The following is a 19,816-nucleotide window of genomic DNA, read 5'->3' on the forward strand; positions in this document are numbered from 1 at the left end:
GATCCGTTACGATTCATCAAGTCTCATCGTGACCCATCGCAAGCGCGGCCCGAACTCCGGACCGTCGCCTTCATTCCCTGCCGGTCCAACCCGGCGCGTCAGCCTGCCAGCCTGCGTTTCAGCCCGGCCGCATAGCGCATGATGGTCTGCTCGTTGATTTCCTCGCCTTCCAGGATGCCGACAAGATGACCCTCGCGCATCACGGCGACCCGGGTGCAAAGGCCGATCACCTCCGGCATTTCGGAGGAAACCACGACGACCGAGCATCCGTCGCGGGCCAGCGCGGCGATGAAATGATAGATCTGCTGTTTCGTCCCCACATCGATGCCGCGCGTCGGTTCGTCGATGATGACGATCTGCGGCGCCGTCTCCATGATCTTTGCCAGCATCAGCTTCTGCTGATTGCCGCCCGACATGCGCCCGACCCGCACATGATCGTCGCGGACGCGGATGTCGAAGCGCCGTTTCGCACGCGCCATGGCCTCCCGCTCGCTGGCCGGATCGAGATAGCCGCGCCGGACATGCCGGTCGAGCGATTGCAGGGTGAGATTGGCCGTCATTCCTTCGCCCAGCAGCAGACCACGGCCCTTGCGGTCCTTGGTCATATACGCCAGGCCTTGGCGGGCCGCAGCCTTGAAATCGCCAGGCTCCAGCGGCTCGTTCATCACCAGAACCTCGCCGGAAAGCCGCGACCGCAGGCCGGCGACGGCCTCCATCACCTCGGTCCGGCCGGAGCCGATCAGGCCGGAAAAACCCAGGACCTCGCCGCGCCGCAGATCGAAACTCACATCCTTCACATGCAACGTCGTCAATCCCCGAACCGAGAGCACGACGGCCTCGTCGACATCCGGCTCATGCTTGGCGGGATAGAGGCTGGACAATTCGCGGCCGACCATCAGCTGGGCGATGGAATCGCCGTCGAGCAGCGAGGTCGGGGCGGTCTTGATCCACTGCCCGTCACGCAGCACCGTCACACGGTCGCTCAATTCCATGACCTCGTTGAGCTTGTGGGTGATGAAGACGAAGCTCGTGCCGCCGGCGCGCAGCTTGCGCACCTGGTCGAACAGGATATCCGTCTCCTCGCGCGAGAGCACGGCCGTCGGCTCATCCATGAAAATCACCCGCGCATCACGGCTGATCGCCTTGGCGATCTCCACCATCTGCTTGTCGGCGACCGGCAGCGAGCTGATCAGCGCATCCTCATCGATCCTGGAGCCGAGACCATCGAGGATGCGGCGTGTTTCCGCCCGCATATAGCGCCGGTCCAGCAGGCCGAAGCGCGTCACCTCGCGCCCGAGAAACAGGCTCTCCGCCACCGTCAGATGTTCGGCCAGGTTGAATTCCTGATGGATGAGGATGATGCCGAGCGCTTCCGCATCGCCATTGGCCGGCAACGTCACCGGCTCGCCATCGAGCAGGATGCGCCCGGATGTCGGATGTTCGAAGCCGGAAAGGATCTTGACGAGCGTCGATTTGCCCGCGCCGTTTTCCCCGACCAGCGCGTGGACTTCGCCGCGCCGGACATCGAAATCGACACTGAACAGAATCTGGACTTCGCCGAAGCTCTTCGACACGCGCTCTGCCGCAAGAATCGCGGCGGGCGCATCTCCCCCAATGCCTGACATCACACTCTCCCGGCGGCTCCTCAACCGCAATACTGGCTGTGTAAACCTTTACATGGCCAATGTAAAGGTTTACATCACTGGAACACTGGGGATTATCGGGCAAGCGGTGAAATGCCTGTTGCGGCGGGCCACGGATCGTTCCAAGCCATCAGCCAAGCCTCTGAAACCGGACGGACCGCACTTGTCGAACGCAGCGCCTGCCACGATCGAAGATGTTGCAAGGCTCGCGGAAGTCTCCATCGCGACGGTCAGCCGCGCCATCCATACGCCGGAAAAGGTCGCCAAGACGACGCGTCAGCGGGTGAACCAGGCCATCGCCATCACCGGCTATACGACGAATGCCATGGCGCGGTCGCTGCGCATGGGCCGGTCGAACATGATCCTGGTCCTGGCGCCGGATATTGGCGATCCGAACTTCTCCTCGATCCTGATCGGCATCGAGAACGAGGCGCGCGGCCATGGCTACGGCGTCCTGATCGGCCACACCCAGAACGATCCCGAACGCGGGCTCGATTACCTGAAATTCCTGAATTCCAATCAGGCCGCGGGGCTTGTCCTGTTCACCGGCCATGAGCCCTTCGGTCATCAGGAACTGGCAAGCCGCCTGCCGCCGACGGTGGCCGTCTTCGAGCCGGTCTTCGGCGCCAAGGTTTCCTATGTCGGGGTCGACGATACGGCAGGCGCCCGCAAGGCGGCGGAATATCTCCTGGCTTCCGGCCATCGCGACATTGCCTTTATCGGCGATTCCAAGACGAAGCTCGGCCATGTGCGCCGCCGCAGAGGCTATGACATGGCGCTCGATGCCGCGCGCATCGCGCCCGACCGCCGCATCGTGATCGACGGCGAAGGCTCGGTCGAGGCAGGGCGGCTCGCCGTCGAGCAATTGTTCATGCGCGATACGCTGCCGAGTGCCTTCATGTGCGTCAACGATGCCACCGCCGTCGGCGTCATCAATGGCCTGGCAGCCCGCGGCTATGACCTGCCGCGGGATTTTTCGGTGATCGGCTTCGACGACGTTCCGCAGGCCACCTATCTCAACCCGCCCCTGACGACCGTGCGCCAGCCGCGCTCGGCCATTGGCCGCCAGGCCATGGCGCTGCTTCTGAAGCAGTTGGCCGAGCCGGGCGGCGGCAGTACCGAGGAAATCCTCATCCTGCCGGACCTGATCGTGCGCGGCTCGGTCACCTCGGCCATGCGGTCGAGATGAGGCTCTCATCCCGACCCTTGTCCACATCGTTGCCGCGTCAGACGTAGCGGTTGACGATATTTTCCAGAAGCTCCTGCTTGCCCGATCTCGGCTGCGGATTGATGTTCTGGCTTTCCACGCGCGACGCAATGGCCTCCAGGCTTTCCTCGCCGCGCAGCATCTTCTGGTTTTCCGCCTGGTTCCAGCCGGCATAGCGGTTGCCGAGCGGATCGGAGAGCGCCTTGTCCTCGATCATCTTTGCCGCTGCCTTCAGGCCGCGTGCGCAGGCGTCCATGCCGCCAATATGGCCGATCAGCAGATCTTCGGCATCGAGCGACTGGCGACGCAGCTTGGCATCGAAATTCGTGCCGCCCGTCTTGAAGCCGCCGCCTGCCAGGACCTGATAATAGGCCAGCGCCATTTCCGGCACATTGTTGGGGAACTGGTCGGTATCCCAACCGGACTGATAGTCATTGCGGTTCATGTCGATGGAGCCGAAAATGCCGAGCGCATTGGCCAGCGCCAGTTCATGTTCGAAGGAATGGCCGGCAAGAATGGCATGGCCCTGCTCGACATTGACCTTCACCTCGTGCTCCAGGCCGTACTTCTTCAGGAAGCCGTAGACCGTGGCGACATCGTAATCATACTGATGCTTCGAGGGTTCCTGCGGCTTCGGCTCGATCAGGATGGTGCCCTTGAAGCCAATCTTGTGCTTGTATTCCACCACGAGGTTCAGGAAGCGGCCCATCTGGTCCAGTTCGCGGCCGAGATCGGTGTTGAGCAGGGTTTCATAGCCTTCGCGGCCGCCCCACAGGACATAGTTCTCGCCGCCGAGCTTCTGCGTGGCGTCGATGCAGGTCTTCACCGTCGCTGCTGCAAAGGCAAAGACATCCGGATCCGGATTGGTGGCGGCACCCGACATATAGCGGCGATGCGAGAACAGGTTCGCCGTTCCCCAGAGAAGCTTGACGCCCGTCTCCTCCTGCTTCCTGGCAAAGTGATCGACGATCGCGTTGAGGTTCTTGGTGTTCTCCGCGAAGTCCTTGCCTTCCGGGCGGACATCCGCATCGTGGAAGCAGTAATAGGGAACGCCGAGAAGCTGGAAGAATTCAAAGGCGACATCGGCCTTCAGCCGCGCGGCATCCAGCGTATCCTCGAACCAGGGCCGCTCGAACGTATTGCCGCCGAAGGGATCGGTGCCCGGCCAGACGAAGGTATGCCAATAGGCGACGGCAAAGCGCAGATGGTCTTCCAGCCGCTTGCCCAGGACGATCTCGTCCGGGTTGTAGTGACGGAAGGCCAGCGGATTGGTGCTGTCCGGACCTTCATATTTGATCGTTTCGATATTTCCGAAAAAGCCTGTGGTCATTGGTATTTCTCCATTTCTGTCGTCTATCTGTTTCGAAAGGGTGGCGGGATTGCCCCGCACCCTGCCCTCTCCCTCAAGGGGAGAGGGGATTGTCGGCGGCTGCCGCTTGTCCCGTCTCGCCTTGGGGAGAAGGTGCCGGCAGGCGGATGAGGGGGATCTCTCAAATGCCCCGGATGGCCGGATAAAGCGCCCGGTAGCGGTGATAGGCCGTGTCATAGGCTTGGCGCAGCGACGCGACGGGCTCTACGGTCTCTGCCGTCTTCGGAGCGGTGCAGACCGACAAGGGCTCGGCGCCGGTGGCGGCGATCAGCCCAAGGCGGGCAGCGCCGAAAGCGGCGCCGAAATCGCCGTCGGCCGGGATGTCCACCGGCATGTCCAGCGCCGTGGCGATCGAGGCCAGCCAGTAGCGCGAGCGCGAACCGCCGCCGATGGCGGTCACGCGCTGCATGGCCGTGCCGGCCGATTTCAGCGCCTCCAGACTGTCGCGAATGGCAAAGCTCACGCCCTCCATCACGGCCTGCGTCAGCGCCGCCCGATCCGTTTCATGGCCGAGCCCGATGAAGGCGCCGCGAATGGTGGCGTCATTGTGCGGGGTTCGCTCGCCCGAGAGATAGGGCAGGAAGGTGACGCCGGTCGGCGCATGCAGCACGTCCCCGACCTCGGCGGACAGTTCGCCGGCGGACCGGCCGGTGACCTTGGCATGCCAGTTGAGCGCATCCGTTGCCGACAGGATGACACCCATCTGGTGCCAGGTCTGCGGGAGCGCGTGGCAAAAGGCGTGCACGGCGCTTTCCGGCTTCGGCAGGTAGGCGGCATTGGCGGCGAAGAGAACCCCGGACGTGCCGAGCGAGACAAAGGCCTGGCCTTCGGCGACGGTGCCCATGCCGCAGGCCGAGGCGGCATTGTCGCCGGCCCCGCCGGCAATCACGACACCGCTTGCCATGCCCCAGCGTGCCGCAAGTTCGGCACGCAGCACGCCCGCCGGTTCGGTGCCTTCCACCAGCCGCGGCATCTGATCCTCAGCCAGCTCCGTCGCGGCGAGAAGTTCGGCGGACCAGGCGCGGCGTCCCGTGTCCAGCCAGGACGTGCCGGCCGAATCCGACATTTCGGAGATATGCTCGCCACTGAGCCAGAGCCGCAGGTAATCCTTCGGCAGGAGCACTTTGGCGATCCGGGCGAAAATGTCCGGCTCATTGGCCTTCACCCAGGCAAGCTTGGGCGCGGTAAAGCCCGGAAAGACAATGTTGCCGGTAATGGCGCGGAAGCGGGGATCGGCATCCATCTGCGCCGCTTCCCGGTAGGACCGGGTGTCGTTCCACAGGATGCAGGGGCGCAGCACCTGGTCATCAGCGCCGATCAGCGTGGCGCCGTGCATGTGCCCCGAAAGGCCGATGCCGCGCACCGCCGCAAGCGCGTCGGCATGGGTGGCCTTGAGGGCCTGGACTGCCTCTTCCGTCGCCCGCAGCCAATCGGCCGGATCCTGCTCCGACCAGCCCGGATGCGGTCGCGACACATCCAGACCGCCCGTCGCAGAGCCGATGATGCGCTGGTCGCCATCGATCAGCAGCGCTTTGACGCCCGAAGTGCCGAGATCAAGACCAAGATACATTGCGTGTCCTCCTAAACATGCCCCGGTCAGGGCAGATTGTCCTTCAAGAATATGTCGATGCGGATGCGTTCCTGCGCCTCGATCACCGCAGCGCCTTCGACCTGCGCCTTCAGCACGCGCAAAGCGCTGCGAACTTCGTGACCGGGATCCTGGTTCAACACGGCATCGATCACGTCCCGGCTGAGCGCATCGCGCGTGACGGGCGTCAGTTCATGCAGGATGACCACCGGCCGCTCCCGCCCGGCCGGCGCAGCGGACAGCCGGCGATCCAGCGCGCCGATGATGCCGCGATTGCCGGCACCGGCGCTGTAGATACCCGCCAGATCCGGATGGCGGGCTAGCGCCTCCTGGACGAGCCGCTCCGTCACGGCGGGATCGTCCCGTCCCTCAACGACGGGCAGAAGCCGGCCCTTCCCCAGAACACTGTGCGTGACGCTGAAAAAACCCTCCAGCCGTTCGCGGTGATCGCGCACCATCAGCGAGCCGGCCAGCGCCAGCACGGGCCCGGGCCGCTGGCCGATGAAACGGCTGATCAGCGTGCCGGCGGTGCGGCCGGCGGCCATATTGTCGATGCCGGCGAAATGCCGCCGATGCGCGGTGCCGAGATCCGAGACCAGCGTCACCACGGCAATGCCTGCCTCGATCAGGCGATCGGCGGCATTGCGCACCTGCGGCGCGTCGATCGCGACAAAGGCCACGCCGTCGGGCGCTTCGGCCAGGATCTGTTCCAGCGCCGCCGTCAGCGCCTGCGGATCGAAGGCCGGAACAGCATGCAGGCGGATCTGCATCCGCTCCCGCGCGCCGCGCCCGGCCGCATCTTCGACTTCGGATCGCAGCGCCCGCATGAAGGAGTTGTCGTTGTCTGGCAGGATGAAGGCAAAGCTGTAGATCCGTCCCTTGGCAAGATTGGCGGCAGCGAGGTCGCGCACGAAGCCCAGCGCCTTGACGGCCTCCTCGACGCGCGCGCGTGTAACCGCGCGCACGCCGGCGCGGCCGTTGAGAACACGGTCGACGGTTGCCAGGCTGACACCGGCATAGGCTGCGATATCGTGGACTGTCGGCTTCATCTCTCCTCCGGCGCCCTCCATAGCGCGAAATCTGAGGTACGTAAATCAGAAATGCGCCGGTGCTGGCCGGAACGAAAAAGGGGCCGCCGCGTGAGCGACGACCCCTATCCTTCTCGGCGGTGGATTTCGGGAGAAACGAGAAGGATTGAGCGAGACCCGATTGCGTTCGACCTAGTGACCTCCCCCGGCGGGCGGTGCGGCCTGCGGCTTGGAAATCAGGCTGACCAGCAGGATCAAGGAGCCGAACAGGATGGTGAGCCCCATGAAGACATCGATGAAGGACATGATGGTTGCCTGCTGGTGCACCATGCCGGCCAGTTTCGACAGCGCCACGCTTGCTCCATCCATGCCGTAGGAGGAATAATTTGCGCCGACGCTGTCCATCCAGTCGAGCGCTGCCGGGTTTCCGTAATTCACATGTTCGGAAAGCCTCGCATAATGCTCGTCCGTCCGCTGCGTCAGCATGGTATTGATGATTGCAAGCCCGACCGCCCCGCCGAGATTGCGCGTCAGATTGTAAAGGCCCGATGCGTTCTGGATGCGCTGCGGTGGAAGCGTGCCGAGCGCCACATTGTTGATCGGCACCATGCACAGCATCAGCGAGCAGCCGCGCAGGATCTGCGGCACGAGCAGCTCGTAGAAGTCCCAATCCGCCGTAAGCCCGGTGACCATATAGGTTCCGGTTGCAAAGCCGAAGAAACCGATGGCCATCATGACGCGCGGATCCAGCCTGCTGGACAGGATGCCGGCAACGGGCGCGGTGAAGAACATTGCGAGGCCGGAGACGAACATGGTCTCGCCGATCATCAGCGCGTCGTAGCCGCGGATGCGGGCAAGATACAGCGGGTAGATATAGGTCAGCCCGTACAGGCCGACGCCCATGATGAAGGAGAAGAGCGAGCCGAAGGCGAAGTTTCGGTTGGTGAAGGCCTTCAGGTCCACCACGGGAAAATCGACCCTGAAGGCACGCCAGAAGAACACCACGGCGCCGATCACCATGGCGAGCGTTCCCATGACGATGTGCTCGTCGCTGAACCAGTCCTTGTTGTTGCCTTCCTCCAGGACATATTCGAGCGAGCCGAGGAAGATCGCCATGGAGGCCAGCCCCCACCAGTCGAAGCGTTTCATCAGCTGGTGCTGCGGCTTGTCGAAATCGATGAAGCTCCAGGCGAGCACGGTGACGAAAATGCCCGGCACGATATTGACCAGGAACAGCCAGTGCCAGGAAAAGGCATTGCTGAGATAGCCGCCGACGGTCGGCCCGATGGTCGGCGCGAGCGTGGCGATCAGTCCGATGATCGGCGAGACGACGGATCGCTTGGAGGGCGGGAAGATGGTGAAGGCCGCGGCAAAGACCGAGGGGATCATGCCGCCGCCGATAAAGCCCTGCAAGGCGCGATAGAAGATCATCTGCTCGATATTGGTGGCGGTCGCGCAGAGCGCCGAGGCGAGCGTGAAGCCGCCGGCGCAAAGCGTGAACAGCACGCGCGTCGACAGGATCCGCGCCAGCGTTCCCGAGAGCGGGATCATGATGACCTCGGCGATCAGATAGGAGGTCTGCACCCAGGCGATCTCATCCGACCCGGCCGACAGGCCCGCCTGGATCTCCGAGAGGGAGGCCGAGACGATCTGGATGTCGAGGATCGACATGAACATGCCGACGACCATCGCGAAAAACGCGATGAGCTTGCGCCTGTCCATCGGCGGATCGGCTGGAATGGCGCCGGCCGTGGCAGTGGTGGCAGCCATGATGAACTCCTTGACGCGAAAGGGGCGGCGCGATCAGCGGCCGGCCAGGGCCGCGTTCCGGTTGGGCGCCGTGCGCATATCGACATCGGCGACGACGCTGAGGCCGGCCCTGAGGTGACCGCGCTCAAGCTCTTCCCGGGGAATGGCGATCCGCACGGGGACGCGCTGCACCACCTTGGTGAAATTGCCTGTGGCGTTTTCCGGCGGCAGCAGCGAGAAGACGGAGCCGGAGGCCGGGGCGATCGACTGCACCGTTCCCATCACCGTATCGCCGTCGAATGCATCGACATGCAGGCGAACCTTCGAGCCCGGCACGATCTGGCCGATCTGCGTTTCCTTGAAATTGGCATCCACATAGAGATCACTCAGCGGCACGAGCGATGCGAGGCGCTTGCCGCTCGACACCAGATCACCGGTCTGCACCGACAAATTGCCGATGGTGCCGTCATAGGGCGCCTTGAGAATGGTGAAGCTGAGATTGCGCTCTGCCTGGTCGACGGCCAGCTCCTGCAGGCGGATGGTATTGACGGCCTCGTTGCGCTGCGCCTTCAAGAGCTCGATATTGGCCTGCGCCGAGGTGACGGCGGCTTCGCCGGCCGCGAGATTGGCCTGTGCCTGTTCCAGGGCGATCTGGGCATTATCCAGTTCGGCGGTCGTTCCGACACTCTTGGCCGCCAGCTCCGCAGCCCGCTTCTTGGTGATCTCGGCCCCCCTCAAGGCGGCCTGCAGCGCGCCGAGCTGTGCCTGCGACTGCTTCACGCTTGCTTCGCCGCCCGCAATCTGCGCATCGATGCGCGACACGGCCAGACGAGCACTTTCCACATTGGCCTTCGCCTGTTCGAGCGCGATCTGATAATCGCCCTGGTCCAGCGTCACCAGCGGATCGCCCGCCTTGACCGTCTGGTTCTCGACGACATTCACCTTCTCGACATAGCCGGAGACTTTTGGAGAAATGACGGCGATGTCTCCCTGGACATAGGCGTCGTCGGTCGAGATCAGGAACCGACCATCGGTCCACCAGTTATACCCGTACCAGCCACCGCCGGCGAGCATGGCCAGAAGCAGCACCGGCAGGATCGGACTGCGCTTCTTCTTCTTGGCAGGCGGCTCGGCGGACTTGGCATCCGTTCCCGAGGCGGCAGGAGCCGAGGGCTTTTCGCTGACCGGGACGTCCGTGCGCGCATCCAGATCCGCACCGGGGGCTTCGTCTTTCGCCACGACGCGCAGCGAGCCTGAATTGGACGAGACTGTCATTACGGTCACCAGATGGTCTTGGGGGCGAGAATTTCCATCGAACCGTTCGGTTCAATGCGGATTGACATAATCCGATGCATCCCACATATCAAGAGGGGATCGAACTGATCGGTTCGAATTCTTTTAATGAAGGTTCACAAATGCTGGAGAACAAGTGTCCGCGCTCCGGGGCAGCCTTGGCCGCAGGGCGGTTTGCCGCCGGCGAGGACCCGGCAAAGCGCGAACAGATCCTGGATGGCGCGAAGCGGGTCTTTATGCGCCTCGGCTTCGACGCGGCCAGCATGAACGACATTACCCGCGAGGCCGGCGTCTCGAAGGGGACGATCTATGTCTATTTCCAGAACAAGGATGATTTGTTCGCCGCCATCATGGAACGCGAGCGCACGAGGCTTGCCGAATCCATGCGCGATATCCTGGATGGCAGCGAGGAAGTGGAGGACGGTCTCTACCGCTTCGGCGTCGCATTTGCCGAGCGGGTGACCAGTCATGAGACGATATCGGCCATGCGAACCATGATCAGCGTGGCGCCGCGCATGCCGATCCTGTCGCAACGCTTCTTCCAGGATGATTCCATGAATATCCGCTTCTTTCTGGAGCGCTTCCTCATCCGCCAGATCGCCCGCGGCGTGCTGAGAATGGATGACGTTTCCCAGGCGGCGCGTCACTTCCTCGAATTATCGACCGGAACCTTCATGAAGATGCGCCTGTTCGGGCACATGGCGCAGCCGCCTTCCAGGGCCGAAATCGAAAAGCAGATCAACAGCGCCGTGCGCCTGTTCATGGCAGGCTACGGAGCATCGCCCGATCACGCGCGGCCCGCTTGAAAAACGGCTGAAATAGCTTAACTCTCCCCTGCCGGAAATTGCCCGGCCTGAGGGGAAAGTCCGTTTATGCAGGATATCGTACAGCTTGTTCAGGATCCGGCCGCCTGGGTCGCTCTTGTCACTCTCGTCGTCATGGAGGTCGTCCTCGGGATCGACAATCTGATCTTCATTTCGATCCTTACCAACAAGCTGCCCGCGGAACATCGCGAAAGAGCCCGCAAGATCGGCATCGGCCTTGCGCTCGTGATGCGCCTCGCTCTGCTCGGCACGGTCGCCTGGATCGTCCAGCTGACGACGCCCGTCTTCGAGGCTTTCGGTCACGGCTTCTCATGGAAGGACATGATCCTGATCGCCGGCGGTCTCTTCCTCGTCTGGAAGGCGACCAAGGAAATCCACCACAGCGTCGACCTGCAGGACCACAAGGAAGACATGGTCGGCGGCGTGGCCACCACGACCTTCGCTTCCGCCATCGGCCAGATCCTCCTGCTCGATCTGGTCTTCTCCATCGACAGCATCATCACCGCCGTGGGCATGACGCCGCATCTGCCGATCATGATCATCGCGGTTGTCGCCGCCGTCACCGTGATGCTGGTCGCCGCCACGCCGCTGGCCAATTTCATCGAGAAGAACCCCACCATCGTCATGCTGGCGCTGGCCTTCCTGCTGATGATCGGCACGACGCTGATTGCCGACGGCATGGGCTTCCATGTGCCCAAGGGCTATATCTACGCCGCCATGGCCTTTTCCGCCCTGGTCGAGGTGCTGAACATGTTCGCCCGCAATGCGCGACAGCGCAAGCGCGAGGCAGGCCAGAGCGGCGGCACCGTCCACTAGGGTCGGTCGGCGCCTGCCGGGCTGAGGCCAGTTCCCTTCCGGTCCACGGCAGAACCCCGGCCGTCGCCGCAATGCCGCGTTGGCCGGATGGCCTGATGGAGATCGGGCAGCGGATCGGCAAGCGATCGGCAGGATCCGGCCGCAGCGCATGGATCTTGCGGTCGGACTGCGGGAACAAACGGCACGGCACGGCATTAGGGTCTGCTCGGGGACAGGACCCGGCAGACGAGCGCGCCCAAAAGGCGCGCCGCCCGCCGGACATCCATCGCCCGGTTCACCATGGCAAGCCTTGCCGTGGCTTTCTATCACCAGAATTTCGTATAGAGTGCGGCGCACTATCCTCCCCCGGCGGTTCCGCACACCGCCTTGCCCTGTCGGAGCGGCATGACCAGCCAGCAAATTCTCGCCTTCTGTGTGATCGCCGGCATGATGGCGGTCTTCATCTGGGATCGTTACCGCTATGATCTCGTTGCATGTTGCGCGCTGGTGGTTGCCGTCGCGGTCGGTGTCGTTCCGTTCGAACACGCATTTTCCGGCTTTTCCGATGACATCGTCATCATCGTCGGCAGCGCGCTTGTCGTCAGTGCCGGTGTCGCGCGCTCCGGCGTCGTCGACATGGCGATCAAGAAATTCTTCCCCAATCTCGGCTCGATGCGGGCGCAGCTCGCCCTGCTGATGATCGTCGTGGCCATCCTGTCGGCCTTCATCAAGAATATCGGCGCGCTGGCCATCATGATGCCGGTCGCCTTCCAGTTCGCGCGAAGGGCCGGCGTCTCTCCCTCCCGCTATCTGATGCCCATGGCCTTCTCCGCCCTTCTCGGCGGCCTGATGACGCAGATCGGCACCTCGCCCAATATCGTTGTCTCGCGGCTGAGGGCGGAAATGACCGGCACCTCCTTCACCATGTTCGACTTCACGCCGGTCGGCGGCATCCTCACACTGGTGGGGGTCACCTTCCTGATGTTCTTCTATTGGCTGGTTCCGGAACGGCGCAAGCAGTCGCTGAACATCGAGGAAGCCGTGGAGATTTCCAATTACGCATCCGAGGCCATGGTGACCGCACAATCGACCGTTGCCGGTCGTCCCTTGAGCGAATTGCTGAAGCTGGGCGATGGCGAACTCGTGGCGACCGCCGTTCTGCGCGGCCCGACCCGCATGTCGCCCTTTCCCGACCTGATCCTGCGCGAGGAGGATTCCGTCGTGCTCGAGGGACGCTCGGCCGTCCTCGAACGGGTCATTTCGGGAGCGAAGCTGAAGCTCTCGGGCAAGGCGATCTATGAAGGCGGGCGCACGCAGCAGGATCTGGTTTCGATCGAGGCGGTCATCTCGCGGCAATCCGTCCTGGCCGGGCTTTCGGTGCGCGATCTGGCCTTGTCCTATACCCGCGGCGTCAACCTGCTCGCGGTCAGCCGCCGGGGTGAGAGACTGCGCGAACGCCTGCGCGATCTCGCCCTGCAGGAAGGCGACGTGATCGTGCTGCAGGGCGGCCGCAAGACCCTGCCGGTTGTCCTGCAGGACCTGGCGCTTCTGCCGCTTGCGCATCAGGAAATCATGCTCGGCACGCAGCGCAAGGCGCTGATCCCGATCGCCATCCTGGCGGTGGCGATGATTGCCACGGCGCTGGGCTATGCGCCGGTCGCCATCGCTTTCTTCGCGGCAGCGCTGGGCATGGCACTGTTCGGCGCCGTGCCGCTCAACGATCTCTACAAGGCGGTGGACGGCCCCATTCTGGTGATGCTGGGCGCACTCATCCCGGTCTCCGACAGCCTGCGCACGACCGGCGGCAGCGAGTTGATCGCCGGCTGGCTCGGCGAAGTGGCGCACAACCTACCGCCCTTCGGCGCGCTGGCATTGATCATGCTGACCGCCATGGCCGTCACGCCCTTTCTCAACAATGCGGCAACCGTGCTCGTGATGGGCCCGATCGCCGTCAGCTTCGCCACCACGCTGGGATTTAGGCCGGAAGCCTTCCTGATGGCGGTGGCGATCGGCGCCGGTTCGGATTTCCTCACCCCCGTCGGGCATCAATGCAACACGCTGGTCATGGGGCCGGGCGGCTACCGCTTCTCCGATTATCCGAGGCTTGGCCTGCCGCTGTCCTTCCTGATCGTGGCGGTCAGCGTGCCGGCCTTGATGTGGTTCTGGCCGCTCAGCTAGGGTCTGTTGACAATCAGGTTTCGGACGTGGCGCGTTACAGATTTGGTTGCTGAACATGCGAAAAACGCAATTGATACCCAAATGTATCATGAGCATTTTCAACGCATTCAGCGGGCAAATCCGACGCGTCCGCAGGATTTGCAGAGAAATGGGCCATAGTCTCGCAAACCACGTTCCAAACCCTGAATGTCAACAGACCCTAGAGCCGAGACGGCAGAAATCTCGCGATCTGCCCGCAAAATCTTGACGCTCACCGCAGAATATGCGCTAAGGCCTGCCAATCCCGAAGATCAAGATAGCGCCTTCGCGGGCGCTTTTTAAGTTGAAGCAGGCCCCATGAGCACTTCCGGCGTTCGCGTCCGCATCGCACCCTCTCCCACTGGCGAACCGCATGTCGGCACCGCCTATATCGCACTGTTCAACTATCTCTTCGCCAAGAAGCACGGCGGCGAATTCATCCTGCGCATCGAGGATACCGATGCCACCCGCTCGACGCGCGAATATGAACAGAAGGTCCTGGATGCCCTGAAATGGTGCGGCCTGGATTGGGCCGAGGGCCCGGATGTCGGCGGCCCTTACGGTCCCTATCGCCAGTCCGACCGCAAGGACATGTACCAGCCCTATGCGCAGGACCTTCTGGACAAGGGCCATGCCTTCCGCTGCTTCTGCACGCCGGAACGGCTCGAGGCCATGCGCGAAGCCCAGCGCGCCGCCGGAAAGCCGCCCAAATATGACGGCCACTGCCTGAAGCTGACCGCCGAGGAAGTGACAAGCAAGATGAATGCGGGCGAAAGCTCCGTCATCCGCATGAAGATCCCGACGGAAGGGTCCTGCGATTTCACCGACGGCGTCTACGGCGATGTCTCGATCCCGTGGGATTCGGTCGACATGCAGGTGCTGATCAAGGGCGACGGCATGCCGACCTATCACATGGCCAATGTCATCGACGACCACCTGATGAAGATCACCCATGTCGCGCGCGGCGAGGAATGGCTGGCTTCGGTGCCGAAGCACATTCTGCTGTACCGCTATTTCGGCTGGGAGCAGCCGGTCTTCATGCATTTGTCGCTCATGCGCAATGCCGACAAGTCGAAACTGTCCAAGCGCAAGAACCCGACTTCGATCTCCTATTATTCGGCGCTCGGCTACCTGCCGGAAGCGCTGATGAACTTTCTCGGCCTTTTCTTCGTGCAGATCGCCGAGGGAGAGGAACTGCTGAGCGTCGACGATCTGACGCAGAAATTCGATCCGGACAACCTTTCCAAGGCAGGCGCCATCTTCGACATCCAGAAGCTGGATTGGTTGAACGGCCGCTGGCTGCGCGAAAAGCTGAGCCCGGAGGAATTCATTGCCCGCAGCCTGACATGGGCCATGGAAAATGATCGCCTCACCGAAGGGCTGAAGCTGTCCCAGAGCCGCATTTCCAAGCTCGGCGAATTGCCGCAGCTGGCCGGCTTCCTGCTCGCCAGTGATCTGGGCCTCACCCCCGCCTCCTTCGGCGGGCTGAAGACCAGCCCGGCCGAGACGCTGGAGATCATCACCACCGTTCAGGCCGATTTCGAGAAAATGCCGGAATGGACCGTGGAATCCATCGATCAGGAATTGCGCGCGGTGGCCGACAAGCTGGGCAAGAAGCTGCGCGTGGTGACGCCGCCGCTGTTCATCGCCATGTCGGGAAGCTCGCGCTCTCTGCCGCTCTTCGATTCCATGGCGCTGCTGGGCCGTTCCGTGGTGCGCCAGCGCCTGAAGATCGCCGCAACGGTGGTGGCATCCATGGTGGGTGCAGAGAAATAACGGGCGGATGCTGCTCCATGCGGCGGCATTGCTGAATACTCATCCCTGCCCCGCCGGGCCTCTTCCTCTTCAAGGAGGAGACGCCGGCCCGGCAGAAATGGGTAACCTGAAACAAAGATGGCCCCAAAAGGCGATATATGATGAGCGAACAGAAGACAGAAACCGCGCTTTCCTCCGACGCCACCGAAGTGCGCCGCCAGAAACTGGCGCTGCTGCGCGAAAAGATCGGTGATGTCTATCCGGCGCATTTCCACCGCAGCATGACCAATGCGGAACTGACCGAGAAATACGAAAGCCTCGAGCCGGACGTCGAGACGCAGGATGTCGTCACCGTTGCGGGCCGCGTCTATTCCTCGCGCAATTCCGGCATGTTCATGGATATCCGCGATGCGTCCGGCAAGATCCAGATCTTTTCCCACAAGGATACGACGCCGGAAGCCGCCCGCGACATGCTGTCGATGATCGATATCGGCGATATCATCGGCGTGACGGGCATTGTCCGGCGCACCAAGCGTGGCGAGCTGACGATCAACGCGCAAGAGATCACCATGCTCACCAAGTCCCTTCTGCCCATGCCGGAAAAATGGCATGGCGTCTCGGACATCGAACTGCGCTACCGCAAGCGCCACCTCGACATCATGTCGAACGAGGAAAGCAAGCTGCGCTTCCAGCAGCGCTCGAAGATCGTCTCCGGCTTCCGCCGCTTCCTGGAAGGCGAGGGCTTTCTCGAGGTGGAGACCCCGATGCTGCAGACCGTCTATGGCGGGGCGACGGCCGATCCGTTCAAGACCTTCCACAATACGCTGAAGATGGACATGTACCTGCGCATCGCGCCGGAACTGTTTTTGAAGCGCACTCTGGTTTCGGGCCTGTCGGACAAGGTCTTCGAGATCAACCGCAACTTCCGGAATGAAGGCGTTTCCACCCGCCACAATCCCGAATTCACCATGATGGAATGCTACTGGGCCTATGCCGATTACGAGGACATGATGGGCCTCGTCGAGCGCCTGTTCGAAACGCTGGCGCTTTCCATCCACGGCACAACCGATGTCACCTTTGGCGACAAGACGCTCTCCTTCAAGGGCCCGTTCAAGCGCGTGCCGATGCCGGATGCGGTGAAGGAAGCGACCGGCATCGACTTCCTGTCGCTCAAGACCGACGAGGAAGCCCGCAACGCCGCAAAGGCTGCCGGCTTTGCGGTGGAGAAGGACTGGACCTGGGGCGAATGCCTGGCCTTCATTTTCGAGGAGAAGGTGGAAGGCACGCTGATTCAGCCGAGCCATGTCACGCATTTTCCGAAGGATATTTCGCCCTTCGCCAAGGAAGTGCCGGGCGAGCCGCGGCTTGTCGAACGTTTCGAGACCTATTGCAATGCCTGGGAAGTGGGCAATGCCTTCTCCGAGCTCAACGATCCGGAAGAGCAGCGCCGCCGCATGGAAGAGCAGCTCGAGCAGGCGCATTCGCGCGGCGAGAAGGACAAGCAGCTGGACGACGAATTCCTTGACGCCATCGATCAGGGCATGCCGCCCGCCGGCGGGCTGGGGATCGGCGTCGACCGCCTGATCATGCTTCTCACCAATGCGCCGTCGATCCGCGACGTCATTCTCTTTCCGGCCCGCCGCAACAAGGCCGATTGATCATCTAGAGCAGGTCCAGCAAAATGCGTCAGCGGTTTTGCGTCCGGACTGCGTAAAAACAAAGAGACAGAGCATTTCAGGTGATCCCGTTTCACCGGAAATCCTCGAGATTGCAAACCGGTTCGGACGGCTCGCTTCGGCGGGCCGTTTGCGTTTCAGCTGTCTTGAGGCAGAAGAGCGGCTGGCTGAGCGTCAGTGGCCGGCGTCCACGGGTGCATGCGGCGCAGCCGCGGAGGGCGTGGAATGAGCCGGCGCAGCCTCATCCGTCGGGGCAGCGACCTTGACCGGGTCGATGCCGTCGCCTGACCCGGCATCGGATCCAGCGGCGGTCGGCGCCGACAGGGGTGACGGGGCGGGCGACGAGGCGGATGACGGGGCGGATGCGGACTGCGTGTCCGCCGCGTCCGATCCAAAGACCATTGCCTGCAGCCGGGCAAAGATCCCCGGTCCCTCGGTCACGGCGGTATGCTCCGTGCTGGGGGCGGAATGGTCCGAAGATGGCGCCGCGCCATGCGGGGCCTCGGCCTGTGCGGCCTCGACCGTCGATGCATCGGCGGGCTTGCCGAAAATCATCCCCGACAGCGAACTCAAGAGCCCGCCGCTCTCCTCCCCCTGATCGGCCGGCTTTCCGTCATGAGGTGCGGTACTTTCCTGGCTATGGCCTTCGCCGTCCTTTGCCGGCGCCGGTCCGCCATGATCGGCTTGGGCTGCCGGTGCATCCTCTGCGCCGCCATGCGCCTCGCCGTCTCCATGTTCTTCGGCTTTGCCATGCCCGTCGCTCTTGCCATGTCCGTCGCTCTTCCCATGCCCTTCGGCGTCGCCATGCTCCGCCTTGGAGTCATGGCCGCCCTTCTTGCCGGCCGGCGCACCATGGCCATCGCCATGCGCCGACGCCTCGGCAACGGGTGAGACACAGTCGGCCGTATCGGTCAGCCTGGCCGCCATTGCAGTCATGTCTTCCAGCGGCGGCTCGATCCGCAAACCGTAGAATTCGCCGTTCCCGCCGGCCGATCCATCCACGTAAAACGCGGTATACATGGGGTCGGACGGATCGGGAGCCTTGGCGGCATCGGCGATATAGACCACCTGCGCACCGATGGCCCGCCCGCGCATGGCGGCGCGCTGGGTTGGCCCGGTCTTGTCCAGCACGGTGACCTGCACAAGATCGGCGTGTTCCGCGGTCTGCACGGCCTTGGCCACGCGCAGGGCGGTGCGGAGACGGGCAGGACCCGTGCCGCCTTCGGTGAACACGAATTTGCGCACCCAGAAATGATTGTCCCGCTTGATCTTCACCAATTGCAGCGTGGTGCATTCCAATCCGTTCACCTCCTCGTAAGAAGGGCCCAGAAGCTGGTCGGCACCCAGAAACAGGGCAGCGGCACCGCTTCCTCCGATCAGGAAGAAGCCGCCCAAAACGATGACGAGAGTCCGTGATAGCCGTATCTTTACGCCTTTCACGCCCGGAACTCCGGCATGCGTAACCCCACTCAGTACAATCCAATGTCTCGGAACTGGAGCCATCCTGACCGATTACTCTTGAGGAAACTTTAACTTCCCGCATCCGGCTGAAAGCCGGCATGGGCCGCCGAAACCTGGAGCAGGTCCAGCAAAAGTGTTTCAGCGTTTTTGCGTCCGGACTGCGGGAAATCCGGTTTTACCGGAAATGCTCTGCGCCACCGCGGGCTTGGCCAGCCGATGGAGATCCGCATCGCGCCTGACACCACCGACAATTTCTGCGAATGATTTGCAATAGCATTGACAAAGCCGTCGATCGCGGTAGCTTAGATTGCAAATGAGTTGCAAGAGAGGATAAAATCTGTGCGGAAGCTGCCTTTCGCTGCCCTGGCGATCGTCATGTCTGCGCTGTTTGCCGGTCCCGGCCTGGCGCAGGAGAAACCCAAGGTCGTGACGACCTTCACCATCATTGCCGACATGGCGAAGAATGTTGCGGGCGATGGGGCCGAGGTGGAGAGCATCACCAAGCCGGGCGCCGAGATCCACAATTACCAGCCGACGCCGCGCGACATATTGCGCGCCCGGGACGCTAACCTCGTGCTGCGCAACGGCCTGAACCTGGAGCAATGGTTCGAGAAATTCCTCGCCAATCTGGGCGACGTGCCAAGCGTGACGGTCTCCGACGGTGTCGAGCCCATGGCGATTGCCGGCGGCGCCTATCAAGGCAAGCCCAATCCGCATGCCTGGATGTCGCCCACCAACGGGCTGATCTATGTTGAGAACATCCGCAAGGCGCTCGCCGCGGTTGACCCTGCAAAGGCCGATCTCTACGCCGCCAATGCCAAGGCCTATTCGGACCAGATCAGGGCGGCGGTGCAGCCGATACGCGATCTTCTCGACCAACTGCCGGAAGATCGTCGCTGGCTTGTCACAAGCGAGGGCGCCTTCTCCTATCTCGCCCGCGATTTCGGCCTGAAGGAACTCTATCTCTGGCCGGTCAATGCCGACAGCCAGGGCACGCCGCAGCAGGTGAAGGCGGTGATCGATGCCATGCGCAGCAACCGGGTGAGCGTGATCTTTTCAGAAAGCACGGTCTCGCCCGATCCGGCCAACCAGGTGGCGCGTGAAACCGGGGCGAGCTATGGCGGCGTCCTCTATGTCGACAGCCTCAGCGATCCGGATGGCCCGGTGCCGACCTATCTCGATCTGCTGAAGGTGACGACGCAGACGATTGCGAAAGGACTGGCGCAATGATG

14 protein-coding genes are annotated in these 19,816 nt (G+C 62.8%); 7 read left to right on the top strand and 7 right to left on the bottom strand.

From position 1 onward, the window contains the following. Positions 1-98: 98 nt before the first annotated feature. Positions 99-1,625 (bottom strand): sugar ABC transporter ATP-binding protein, encoded by a 1,527-nt coding sequence (locus QTJ18_RS18475; protein WP_252752576.1) that lies wholly within the window; start codon positions 1,623-1,625, stop codon positions 99-101. 181 nt (positions 1,626-1,806) lie between these two features. Here QTJ18_RS18475 and QTJ18_RS18480 point away from each other — a divergent pair, with 181 nt between their 5' ends. Beyond that, on the top strand, positions 1,807-2,832 hold the full coding sequence (locus QTJ18_RS18480) for a LacI family DNA-binding transcriptional regulator (protein WP_252752575.1): 1,026 nt from the start codon (positions 1,807-1,809) through the stop codon (positions 2,830-2,832). 37 nt (positions 2,833-2,869) lie between these two features. Here the strand turns inward: QTJ18_RS18480 and xylA are convergent, their stop codons facing one another. From xylA to QTJ18_RS18505, 5 genes are all read right to left on the bottom strand, one after another. Continuing rightward, the gene (gene xylA, locus QTJ18_RS18485; RefSeq protein ID WP_252752574.1) at positions 2,870-4,180 is read right to left on the bottom strand and encodes a xylose isomerase; all 1,311 of its coding nucleotides are present in this window, start codon (positions 4,178-4,180) and stop codon (positions 2,870-2,872) included. Positions 4,181-4,340: 160 nt separating this feature from the next. Beyond that, positions 4,341-5,789: a xylulokinase gene (xylB, locus tag QTJ18_RS18490; protein ID WP_252752573.1), complete on the bottom strand. Its 1,449-nt coding sequence runs from the start codon at positions 5,787-5,789 to the stop codon at positions 4,341-4,343. Positions 5,790-5,815: 26 nt separating this feature from the next. Continuing rightward, on the bottom strand, positions 5,816-6,856 hold the full coding sequence (locus tag QTJ18_RS18495) for a LacI family DNA-binding transcriptional regulator (protein ID WP_252752572.1): 1,041 nt from the start codon (positions 6,854-6,856) through the stop codon (positions 5,816-5,818). A 171-nt stretch (positions 6,857-7,027) separates the two neighbouring features. Beyond that, a complete protein-coding gene (locus QTJ18_RS18500) occupies positions 7,028-8,605 on the bottom strand; it encodes a DHA2 family efflux MFS transporter permease subunit (protein WP_252752571.1) in 1,578 nt (525 codons plus the stop codon). A gap of 33 nt (positions 8,606-8,638) precedes the next feature. Continuing rightward, on the bottom strand, positions 8,639-9,859 hold the full coding sequence (locus QTJ18_RS18505; protein WP_252752884.1) for an HlyD family secretion protein: 1,221 nt from the start codon (positions 9,857-9,859) through the stop codon (positions 8,639-8,641). A 140-nt stretch (positions 9,860-9,999) separates the two neighbouring features. Between QTJ18_RS18505 and QTJ18_RS18510 the strand changes: the two genes are divergently transcribed. The 5 genes from QTJ18_RS18510 to lysS all read left to right on the top strand — a co-directional run bounded on the left by QTJ18_RS18510 (position 10,000) and on the right by lysS (position 17,105). Then, positions 10,000-10,683 carry a TetR/AcrR family transcriptional regulator gene (locus QTJ18_RS18510; RefSeq protein ID WP_252752570.1) on the top strand — a complete coding sequence of 228 codons (684 nt, stop codon included), beginning with the start codon at positions 10,000-10,002 and terminating at the stop codon, positions 10,681-10,683. A gap of 66 nt (positions 10,684-10,749) precedes the next feature. Beyond that, complete coding sequence (locus QTJ18_RS18515; protein ID WP_252752569.1) at positions 10,750-11,517, top strand: TerC family protein; 768 nt, start codon at positions 10,750-10,752, stop codon at positions 11,515-11,517. A 384-nt stretch (positions 11,518-11,901) separates the two neighbouring features. Next, complete coding sequence (locus QTJ18_RS18520) at positions 11,902-13,674, top strand: SLC13 family permease (protein ID WP_252752568.1); 1,773 nt, start codon at positions 11,902-11,904, stop codon at positions 13,672-13,674. 336 nt (positions 13,675-14,010) lie between these two features. Further along, the gene (gene gltX, locus QTJ18_RS18525) at positions 14,011-15,468 is read left to right on the top strand and encodes a glutamate--tRNA ligase (protein WP_252752567.1); all 1,458 of its coding nucleotides are present in this window, start codon (positions 14,011-14,013) and stop codon (positions 15,466-15,468) included. A gap of 140 nt (positions 15,469-15,608) precedes the next feature. Beyond that, complete coding sequence (gene lysS / locus QTJ18_RS18530; RefSeq protein WP_252752883.1) at positions 15,609-17,105, top strand: lysine--tRNA ligase; 1,497 nt, start codon at positions 15,609-15,611, stop codon at positions 17,103-17,105. Positions 17,106-17,297: 192 nt separating this feature from the next. Here lysS and QTJ18_RS18535 read toward each other — a convergent pair whose 3' ends face one another. After that, positions 17,298-18,563: an ICP22 family protein gene (locus QTJ18_RS18535; protein ID WP_252752566.1), complete on the bottom strand. Its 1,266-nt coding sequence runs from the start codon at positions 18,561-18,563 to the stop codon at positions 17,298-17,300. A gap of 396 nt (positions 18,564-18,959) precedes the next feature. Here QTJ18_RS18535 and QTJ18_RS18540 point away from each other — a divergent pair, with 396 nt between their 5' ends. Continuing rightward, entirely contained in the window at positions 18,960-19,814 is an 855-nt protein-coding gene (locus tag QTJ18_RS18540; RefSeq protein ID WP_252752882.1) for a metal ABC transporter substrate-binding protein, read from the top strand. Positions 19,815-19,816: the final 2 nt, after the last annotated feature.

Source organism: Rhizobium sp. SSA_523, from assembly GCF_030435705.1.
Classification (GTDB): Bacteria; Pseudomonadota; Alphaproteobacteria; order Rhizobiales; family Rhizobiaceae; genus Neorhizobium.